Annotated in this window: 5 protein-coding genes; 2 read left to right on the plus strand and 3 right to left on the minus strand. The window is 66.9% G+C overall.

The features are described from left to right. Nucleotides 1-50: 50 nt before the first annotated feature. Genes WB508_RS07140 through WB508_RS07150 form a run of 3 tightly spaced genes read right to left on the minus strand, consistent with a single transcriptional unit; the run spans nucleotide 51 to nucleotide 3,565 of the window. Nucleotides 51-719 (minus strand): hypothetical protein, encoded by a 669-nt coding sequence (locus WB508_RS07140; protein ID WP_423844193.1) that lies wholly within the window; start codon nucleotides 717-719, stop codon nucleotides 51-53. A 19-nt stretch (nucleotides 720-738) separates the two neighbouring features. Further along, nucleotides 739-2,631 (minus strand): non-homologous end-joining DNA ligase, encoded by a 1,893-nt coding sequence (ligD, locus tag WB508_RS07145; protein ID WP_423844194.1) that lies wholly within the window; start codon nucleotides 2,629-2,631, stop codon nucleotides 739-741. A 1-nt stretch (nucleotide 2,632) separates the two neighbouring features. Then, nucleotides 2,633-3,565, minus strand: a complete 933-nt coding sequence (locus WB508_RS07150; RefSeq protein ID WP_423844195.1) for a Ku protein — start codon at nucleotides 3,563-3,565, stop codon at nucleotides 2,633-2,635. 130 nt (nucleotides 3,566-3,695) lie between these two features. Between WB508_RS07150 and WB508_RS07155 the strand changes: the two genes are divergently transcribed. Further along, entirely contained in the window at nucleotides 3,696-6,998 is a 3,303-nt protein-coding gene (locus WB508_RS07155; protein ID WP_423844196.1) for an ATP-binding protein, read from the plus strand. Between the two features lie 97 nt (nucleotides 6,999-7,095). Then, on the plus strand, nucleotides 7,096-7,670 hold a 575-nt coding region (locus WB508_RS07160), incomplete at its 3' end, for a Pr6Pr family membrane protein (protein ID WP_423844197.1).

Consider the following 7,670-nt stretch of genomic DNA (forward strand, 5'->3'; position numbering starts at 1 on the left):
CCCGATGCTCGTGTGAACGAGGATCGGGGTTCTGTCGCTGCGCAGATGAATCAGGTGGTCGGTTTCGCCGGGGGCGACTTCTTCGCAGCGTCCGGATTGGCCGGTGCTGCCTTCTTGGCCGGGGACGGCTTGGCCGCGGGCGCCGCCTTCTTGGCCGCTGCCGGCTTTGCTGCGGGCGCCGACTTCTTGGCTGGCGCCTTTGTCGCAGCCGCTGGTGCGGCGGGTGACGGCTTGGTTGCTGGGGGTGTGGGCACCTTCGGTGGAGCGGGTGCCGGCGGCGGCGGGCTGGCCTCGGGCTGGCCTGCCGCCTGACTGCGACGCAGCGCCGAGTAGGCCGCAGCGCCAGCAGCGCCGATGGCGGCGACCGAGAACACGCGCCGCGTGCGCTTCTTGCGCCGTTGCTTCTTGGCGGCCTTCTTCTGGCTCTTGGTCACCAGCGCCTGCGGCGGATTGATGTCGGCCCGGTCGGGCACGCGCTTGCCAGCCTCCTGGCGGAGGTCACGCGCCTGCTCGACGATCTGGTCGCGGATCCCGGGCGCCTTGTCGGCGACGGTCTGGCTCAGGCTCGCCACGTGGTCGGCGATCTGATCACGGACGCCCGGTGCCTTGTCGGCGACGGTGTGACCAAGATCGGACAGCTGATCGGCGAGGTCGTTCCCGGCGGCCTGGAGGCGGTCGGCGAACGTTTCGGACTTCTTCGCTCTCTTGAACGGCTTCATGTGTCGACCCTACGCGGATTCAGCCGCGCACACCTGAAGCAGGCACATCCCGGCGCAATCCGCGCCAGCTCGGATGTCGCAGCTGTCCCGCCGAGGTCCACTCCGTGAAGGTCACTTCGCCCACCAGGCTCGGGCCGACCCAGCGTGCCGTGCGTGCCACGTCGCGAGGAACCTGGGACACGGCTGGCTTTTCCACCTCCAGCCCGGACAGAAGTCGCTTCAGCTCCGCCAGGTCGGCATCGGAGAATCCAGTGCCGACCCGTCCGGCATAGGTGAGTTCACCATCGCGGTGGACGCCCAGCAGGAGCGAGCCGATCGTGTCTGCGCGACTTCCCTCGCCAGGGCGCCAGCCGCAGACCACGACATCGTGCGTGCGGTGGTGCTTGATCTTGATCCATGAGGACGATCGTGTCGTTCGATAGGTGCTGCGCCGTCGCTTCGCGATGATCCCCTCCAGCCCACGGTCGAGACTCTGCGCGACCGCGTCGACCAGTTCTCCGTCGAACGCCGGAGGTACCCGGACAACTGCGTCCTCGTCGTCGCCGATGCCCAGCGAATCCAGATCCGCGCGGCGTTCCGCGTACGTCTGACTTCGACGGGACGTGCCGCCGCGCTCCAGCAGGTCGAAGACCAGATAGTGCGCAGGCGCTCGACGGGCCGCTGCCGCCACGTCGCGAGCCTTGGTGACGCCCATTCGATGCTGGAGCAGTCCGAAGTCGGGGGCGCCGTCGGCACCGAAGGTCACGATCTCGCCGTCCAGCACGACATCACCCAGATCGGCATCCGCCAGTGCGGCGGTGATCTCGGGATAGGAGCCCGTCAGGTCGTTGGCGTTGCGGCTGGTCAAGCGCACGTCAATGCCGCTGACGGTCGCCACGGCGCGGATACCGTCCCACTTCATCTCGTAGGCCCAGGCCTCGGCCGAGCTGACCGCGGCCTCGCGGCCCGGTGAAGCGAGCATGACCCCCGGCGCATTGGCGCCACTGGGCCCCGTCTCCGGGCCGGACTCCGGTTCCTGGCCGAAGCCTTCGAGCGGATCGCCGATCGACTCCAGACGTTCCAGCACATCGGTGAAGAGCAGCTGTTCGAGGCCGTCGTTGATCTCGTTCCAGTGCCGGGGTGCCGCAGCGTGCGGCAGTGCCGTGCCGCGCAAGGAGTACGGCGAGATCGTCGTCTTGTTGCCGTTGTTCTGACTCCAGTCGACCAGCACCTTGCCGCGTCGGATCTTGCGGGCCATCGAGCTGACCACCAGCTCGGGCAGCTGCGCCTGCAAGGCTTCGGCCAGCGTCTTGGCGAAGGCGTTGATGTAGTCGGAGTCGTGCGTGCCGTCGAGCTGGGTGTACAGGTGCAGGCCCTTCGACCCGCTGGTGACCGGCACGGCCGTGAGCCCGACGTCAGCCAGCAGAGCTCGCGCCTCGTGGGCCACCGCAGCACACTCGGCGAGCCCGACACCTGGTCCAGGGTCGAGGTCGAGAACCAGCCGGTCCGGATGGTGCGGTGTGCCGTCGGCGCCAACGCGCCACTGCGGCACGTGCAGCTCGAGCGCATTGACCTGGCCGAGCCAGGCCAGGTCGGCGGCCCGCTCCAGCAGCGGGTAGTTCGCCTCATGTCTGTCGTGAGCGATGCGTTGCCGCCTGATCCATCGCGGCGCCGAATCGGGCAGGTTCTTCTCGAAGAACACCTCCCCGGGTTGACCGGCAGTCCCCACCCCGTGGACCCAGCGCTTGCGGGTCACGATTCTGCCGGCCACGTGCGGCAGCAGGGTGGGGGCAACCGTGACGAGGTACTGGATGACCTCGGCCTTTGTCGTGCCGGTCTCGGGGTACAGGACCTTGCCTGGGTGGGTCAGCCGGAGTCGATGGCCGTCGAGCACCACGGTCTGTGGTGGCGGGCTGCCGGTCGAGCCCGCCACGTCAGCCGGTCTTCTTGGCCGGCGTCTTCTTGGCCGGCGTCTTCTTCGCGGGAGCCTTCTTCTGGGTCTTCTGGGTCTTCTGCTTCGACGGTGCGGCTTTCTTCGTGTCCGCAGCCTTCTTCTGAGGTTCCGTTGCGCCGCCGCCGGCGCCCTTGCGCTTGTCGATGCTGCGGCGCAGGGCCTCCATCAGGTCGATCACCTCGGCGTCGTCGCTGCTGCCAGGCTTGCGACCGAAAGTGGCTTCGGTGTCCAGCGCGTCGCCCTGGACGAGCTTGGCTTCCACCAGTGTGCGCAGCTGTACCTGGTAGTCGTCGGTGAAGTCCGACGAGTCGAAGTCGCCCGCCAAGGACTCCACCAGCTGGCCCGCCATGTCGGCCTCCTTCTTGGTGACCGAGACCTTCTCCTTCAAGACATCGAAGTCGGGAGTGCGCACCTCGTCATCCCAGAGCAAGGTCTGCAGCATCATCACGTCGCCGCGCACCCGCATGGCGGCGAGGTGTGTGCGCTGACGCAGCGCAAACCGGACGATGGCGGTGCGGTCGGTGTCTTCCAGCGCCTGACGCAGCAGTGTGTACGGCTTGAGCGCTCGGCCTTCAGGTTCCAGGAAGTACGACTTGTCCAGCCGCAGCACGTCGACCTGGTCGGCCGGGACAAATTCAATGACTTCGATCTCGTGGCTGCGCTCGGCCGGCAGCGAGTCCAGCTCGTCCGGCGTCAGGATGACAGTGCGATCTCCGTCGTCGTACGCCTTCTGGATATCGTCGTACGCCACAACCTCGCCGCAGATCTCGCACTTGCGTTGATAGCGGATGCGTCCGCCGTCCTCACCGTGCACCTGGTGCAGCGAGACGTCGTGGCTCTGCGTGGCGCTGTAGACCTTGACCGGGACGTTGACCAGGCCGAAGCTGATGGCGCCCTTCCAGATGGATCGCATTGCACCAGTGTTTCGCACTGCGACTACAGGCGCCAGTGTCGCTCAGATCCGGCGCGAACAGCCTGATGTGGAGGACTGGCATTCGTACCGAAATCACCTGCAAGCCGCCTACGGCCAGTAGCCTGCGAACATGAGCGGCCAGCGGTCCACCGGCACGGCGACGGTGTTGTTCACCGATCTCGTGGGGTCGACGGACCTGAGATCACGCCTCGGTGAGGAAGCGGCAGATCAGGTCCGTCGTCGTCACGATGAGGTTGTCACGGCCGCGATCGAGGGGCAGTCCGGGCACGTGGTGAAGTCGTTGGGCGATGGCCTGATGGCGGTGTTCGAGTCATCGGCCGATGCGGTGGCGGCGGCGATCGATGCGCAGCAGCGAGTGACCGCATTGGGGTCTGAGCTTCCGGAGCCAATCGAGATCCGTGCTGGCGCGTCGGTGGGCGACGTGAGCATCGAGGATGGCGACTATTTCGGCACAGCGGTCAACGAGGCGGCTCGCCTGTGTGGGGTGGCCCAAGGGGGCCAGATCCTGGTGGCGGATCTGGTGCGAGCCTTGGCGCGGGGCCGCGGAGGCTTCACCTTCGAGCCGGTGGGTTCTCTGGAGCTGAAGGGGTTGCCCGACCCAGTGGCGACCTGCAGCGTCAGCTGGGAGCCACTCTCGCTGGCGCGGGCGGTCGACCAAGTCCCCTTTCCCCCAGCGTTGGCTCCCGCGACGAATGGTCCGTACATCGGTCGCCCTGACCTGCAGACGACGTTGTGCGACCTGTGGGATCAGGCCCGGGCCGGCGGGGCACGTACTGCGCTGATGGTGGGGGAGCCGGGCATCGGCAAGACCCGGACGGCCTATGAGATCGCCAAGCAAGCGCACGCACACGGAGCGGTGGTGCTGTTTGGCCGGTGCGATGACGGATTGATGGCGCCTTACCAGCCCTTCGTCGAGGCTTTGGACTGGCAGACCCGGCATGCGCCGGAGCTCCCGCTGGGGCGGCTGGCCGGCGAGCTGCGTCGCCTCGTGCCTGATCTGGAGGAACGACGGTCCGATCTGCCGGCACCTGTCACGTCGGACCCGCGGACCGAGGAGCACCGGTTGTTCGAAGCGGTTGCTTCATGGCTGATCGAGACGGCAACCGAGTCCGGCCTGGTGTTGGTGCTCGATGATGTCCACTGGGCCACGAAGCCGACGTTGTTGATGATGATCCACGCCATCCGGCAGGCCGCGGACGCCGATGGCGCTCGTCTGCTGTTGATTGCCACCTACCGCGATACCGATGTCGACCGGACACATCCGCTCTCGGCTCTCTTGGGCGACCTGCAACGCATCGATGGTGTGCATCGGATCCCCGTCGCCCCGCTCGACGTCGATGAGGTGATCGACCTGGTCGAGCAGGCAGCCGGCCACGAGCTCGACGAGGTGACGCGCGGCGTCGCAACGTTGACTCACGCCGAGACCGAAGGGAATCCCTTTTTCGTGGGGGAAGTGTTGCGCCACCTCATCGAGAGCGGCGGCGTTCGTTTCATCGAAGGAAGGTGGGTCGTTCCCCATCCCGATCAGATCGTGGTGCCCGAGGGCGTGCGCGACGTGGTGGGGCAGCGGCTCTCGCTGCTGTCCGAGACGGCGAACGAGGTTCTGCGGGCTGCGTCGGTGATCGGGCGAGAATTCGACCTTGATCTTGCCGGTGATCTGGTCGGCATCGAGGAGTCAGCGCTTCTTGACGCCCTCGACGAAGCCACCAGGGCGCGCCTCGTCGAGGAGATTGCCGCCGATCGGTACCGCTTTGCCCATGCGTTGGTTCGGACGTCGTTGTACGACGAGTTGTCGGCCAGCCGGCGGCGGCGGATCCACCGCCGGGTCACCGAGTTCCACGCCAAGAAGACACATCCCGATCTTGCCGCGCTGGCCCATCATGCGGTGGAGGCCGGGCCGCAAGGCGGCGACCTGAGCGACGCGATCGGTTACGTCCTGGCGGCCGCCGATCAGGCCCGCGCAACACGGGCGCTGGGCGAGGCGAAGAGCTTGTATGGCAAGGCGCTCGAACTGCTCGACGAGGACGAGGCGCTGCCACTGGACCCGCGCAGGCTGGGGGCCCGGTGTGGAATCGGCGAGATCATGCGCGACCAGGGCGACTCCTCCTTCCGGGAGGCACTCCTGGCCGTGTCAGATCATGCTGTCGAGGCCGGCAACGACGCTCTGATCATCCGCGCGGCGCTGGCCAACACCAGGGGCTTCACCAGCATCGTCGGTGACGTCGACGACGAGCGAATCGCTCATCTGGAGGAGGCTCTGCGACGAGTGCCGGACTCCGCGAAGTCCGAGCTGGCCCGCCTCGAGGCTCAACTTGCGGCCGAACTGATCTTCGAGCCCGACCGGGTGGCGGATCGGCTGGCCCTCGTCGGCAGCGCCCTCGCTCGGGCCGACGAGCTGGACGACGACCTCACGATCGCTCAGGTTCTGTGGATGACGCGCGTGCCCGATGTCGTGCCCGAGCGGTGGACCACTGGCATCGACTTGGACAGGCGAGCGATCGAAGCCGCCGACCGCTGCGGCGATCCCAATCTGCGGGTGCTGGCCCGTATCGGCCTCGGATGGACGCTGTTGGCAATCGGCGACCTCGCCGCCGCGCAGGACAATGCCGAGGAGTTTCTCGCGATCGCCGTCAACGAGGCCGGTCCGGTTGCCGTGTGGTACGCCCGCGCAGCTGTCGCGCAGTTTCCGATGTACTTCGGCGACATCGCGGAAAGTGTGGCGCGAAACGAGGCTGCGCTGGAGCTGGGCATGGAGGTCGGCGCGCCGGACGCGCCACAGTGGTGGGGAGCTCTCGACGGGGTGATCCGGTGGTGTCGCGACGCTTCTTTCAGCGACCATGAGCTCAGTGCGGCGATGGCCGACCAGTTCCCTCGTGCGCCGATCTGGCGGTGTACTCAGGCCATGTCGCTGGCCCTCGCTGATCGGTTTGACGAGGCGCGGGAGGTCATCCGCACCCATGAGCTCGACCGCATCGACCAGTATCCGAAGGACTACCTGTGGCACTGCACCGGCAACATCATGTCCTTGACCGCACGACGTCTGGCCGATGTGGGTCTGGCCAAGCAGCTGCTCGCACACTACGAGCCCTTCGCGGACGACGTGATCCACTTCGTCATTGCCGTCTACGGGCCCGTGCGGCAAATCACGTCACGCGCGCGCGCGGTGCTGGGAGATCTGGACGGGTCGATCTCTGATGCCACGATCATGTTGGACTGGGGCATCGCCCAGAGCATGCTCGTCCCGAGCGTTATCTATCGCATCGAACTGGCCGAGCTGCTCGCGTCTCGAGACGGCCCGGACGATCTCGATCAGGCCCGTCGCCACCTCGACCAAGCCATCGCCGCGGCGAAACGCTTCGAGATGCCTGGCTGGGTGGAACGCGGTGAGCGGATCCGCGCCACGTTGGGCTAGGAACATGCTGTGGGCGACCTGACCAGAGCCACCGCCAGGTGAACGGCCGGTCGGATCAGCGTGATCGTCCGAGACGCCCGGCTGGCACGATACGAGGGTGAACTCCGCGATTGCCCGTGTCTGGCACGCCGCACTGGCCGTCCTGATTGCCGTGGCAATTGGCTGGCAGACGTTGGTCAACATCGACGCCGGGCGCAGTCTCGCCAACTTGTTCAGCTACTTCACCATCCAGTCGAATCTGCTGGTGATGGTGGGTGCGGCGGGCGTAGCCCTGGATCCGCTGCGGCAGGGGCGGGTGTTCGGCGCCGTGCGGGTGGCCGGGTTGGTGGGCATCACGGTGACCGGAGTCGTCTACATGACGGTGCTGGCCGGCTCGCTGGAGCTGACAGGTGCCGATGTCGCGCTCGACGCGATCTTCCACTACGTCGTGCCCGCCGCAGCGATCATCGGTTTCGTGTTGATCCAGCCGCGCACGCCACTGGACCGGTCGGCGTGGTGGTTCCTCGTCTGGCCCGTCGCGTGGCTGACCTACACGATGATTCGCGCCGTGACCGTCTCACCGCAGTTCCAGGTCTCGGACACCACCACATCCCGCGTGCCATACGACTTTCTCGACTTCGACGCGAACGGCGTCGTGGCGGTAACGGTGGCGATCGGGCTGGTGCTCGCCGT

The organism is Aeromicrobium sp., assembly GCF_049586495.1.
GTDB lineage: Bacteria > Actinomycetota > Actinomycetes > Propionibacteriales > Nocardioidaceae > Aeromicrobium.